2 protein-coding genes are annotated in these 2,151 nt (G+C 68.7%); one reads left to right on the top strand and one right to left on the bottom strand.

Annotated elements, in window-relative coordinates:
- The first annotated feature begins 253 nt into the window (after positions 1-253).
- A complete protein-coding gene (locus ABT299_RS52510; protein WP_500255453.1) occupies positions 254-760 on the top strand; it encodes a DUF1579 family protein in 507 nt (168 codons plus the stop codon).
- 101 nt (positions 761-861) lie between these two features.
- Here ABT299_RS52510 and ABT299_RS52505 read toward each other — a convergent pair whose 3' ends face one another.
- Entirely contained in the window at positions 862-2,106 is a 1,245-nt protein-coding gene (locus ABT299_RS52505) for an HNH endonuclease signature motif containing protein (protein ID WP_500255454.1), read from the bottom strand.
- Between the last annotated feature and the right edge of the window lie 45 nt (positions 2,107-2,151).

Raw genomic sequence — 2,151 nt, 5'->3', positions numbered from 1 at the left:
CGCGATGGACTTCGTCCACCCTTGACTTTGGAGCCTCTGCGGCCCCTGAGGCAGCGTTAGGGGCAGGCTCCGCCTGCCCCGCCCCGGGTCGCGCCACCCCACCACCCCCTTCCGTACCGTCACGCCGGACCAAGCCGTAGTGACGTGGGGCGGCTGGCTTCATCGGGCAAGAGATCGCGACGGGATGTCGAGGCGGCCATGACGGCTCCGACTACGTAGGAAAGCGTTCCCGACAGCCTTCGAAGGAGCTCCGATGTCCCGTGACAGCAGCAAGTCGGCCCGTGTCGTCACCGTCGCCGCCGGTGTCGAGACCACCGACCAGGCCACGCCCGTCCGCGACGACCGCCACGAAGCGCTCGAGGTTCTCATCGGCAAGTGGATCAACGAAGGCCGCACGGTCGCCACTGCGGACGCCCCGTCGGTTCCGATCCTCACCAGCGATGTGTACGAGTGGGCGCCCGGCGGGTTCTTCATCGTGCACTCGGCCTACGGAAAGATCGGCGACACGTCCGTGGGAGGCGTCGAGATCATCGGCGTTGACGGCGAGGCCTACAGCTCCACGTTCTATGACAGCTTCGGCAACGTCCACGTCTCCCGGCTAGAGATCGAGGGCGACGTCCTCAGGTGGACCGGTGACCGAACGCGATGCACCGCAACGATGACCGACGGCGGACTCACCCAAGCCGCCCGTCACGAGTCCAGCGCCGACGGCGTGACCTGGACGGCATCGATGAACGTGACCCTGCGCAAGGTCGCCTGACCGATCCCGCACCAGCGGCACCAGGGGAGGGGAGCGGCCATGCCCAGGCCATGGCCATGGCGGCGACAGCCGCGACGGCTCGCCAGCCGCCGTCGTGGCTGTTATGCCGCCCAGTCGAGGGCGGGGGTATCGGGTGATGGGCGGCCGATGCTGCCCGGCGGCCCGGCCCCGGTCGCTGATCCTCTGGCGTCGGGTGGCGGGAGCAGCCGGTAGACGTACCGCCCGTCCCGATCCTTGGTGATCTGGATCTGTTCGGGGCGACTGTGCTTGAAGCGGTTGTGCCATCCGCAGGTGAGTGCGAGTTGGTCGATGTCGGTGGGCGATCGTCCCAGTGCCCAGCCGTGGACGTGGTCGACCTCGCACAGCGTTCCGGGCACTTCGCAGCCCCGCACCGCGCAGGAGGAGTAGAGCGTCTCCAGCACCTGCCGTTGGGCCGCACTGGCGAAGCGTTCCCGATATCCCAGGTACAGCGGGGTGTTTCCACGTCCGAGCAGGAGGGGTGAGACTCCGGCCGAGAGGGCGATGCGGCGGGCCTGGGCGGCGGGGATCGGGGTGCCGTCGGTGAGGCGGGCCGGGGCGTTGCCTCCGGTCAGCGTCTCCAGGTCGCAGATGACGGTGACCTTGGACGCCTTGTGCCCGCCCGACAGCACGCTCGACAGCGCCGCTGCGGTGCGTTCGGGGAGGTCACGACGGTCGTCGGGTCCGGCCGGCTTGGCCAGCGGAGCGAGCGTGCCGTCCCAGATCGCGGCATCCTCGGGGTTCAGCCACCCTTTGACGTACCGGCCGCCGTCCAGGGATCGGGTGGTGGTGAGCCAGGACTTGTCGTAACCGCGCCGCGAATCCTCGTCGGGCGCGTCTTCGGTGTCGTCGCGTTCGGCGATGAGGTCGCGGATGCGGCGGCCGAACGCGGCTACCTTCCCGGCCGAGAAGCCCTGCTCGACGAAGCCGAGGAGGATTGTCTCGGCCTCGGCGCAGTCGGTGTCGTCGAGGCGCGCGACCGAGTCGGCGACGGTGACGGCGTATCCGTAGGACAGTTCCCCGGCCGCCAACTGTGCGCAGACCTCCGGCAGGCGGTGGCTCTGCCGGGCGAGAGTTAGGCGCTCCTTGGCTCGGCTGTCGCGCATGCTCAGCCGCGACCGCAGCCATGCTTGGGTGGAGGGATATCCCCACCGGGCCTGCTCCCCGCAGGCGTCGACTCGGCCGATGAATCCGGCGAGGACGCTTTCCTGCATATCGCACGCAGCCACAAGTGTTTCGGTGAGTTCCAGGCACGCGGCCGCTGATTCCGGGGCTTCTCGCGATGCGAGTTCAGTGGCGATGGTTGAGAGCGCGTTCACCAGTTCCATGGTGGACGCGGCCCCAAGCTCGACCGTCACTGATTGCATACGTAA

This window comes from Spirillospora sp. NPDC000708 (assembly GCF_040299565.1).
Lineage (GTDB): Bacteria > Actinomycetota > Actinomycetes > Streptosporangiales > Streptosporangiaceae > Spirillospora.
The sequence above is the reverse complement of the archived record's forward strand: the minus strand, read 5'-3'. Positions and strand labels throughout refer to the sequence as shown.

What these genes read in the sequence shown, in the direction of transcription:
- ABT299_RS52510 (WP_500255453.1), top strand. Translation starts at nt 254, where the DNA reads ATGTCCCGTGACAGCAGCAAGTCGGCCCGTGTCGTCACCGTCGCCGCC.
- ABT299_RS52505 (WP_500255454.1), bottom strand. Translation starts at nt 2,106, where the DNA reads ATGGAACTGGTGAACGCGCTCTCAACCATCGCCACTGAACTCGCATCG.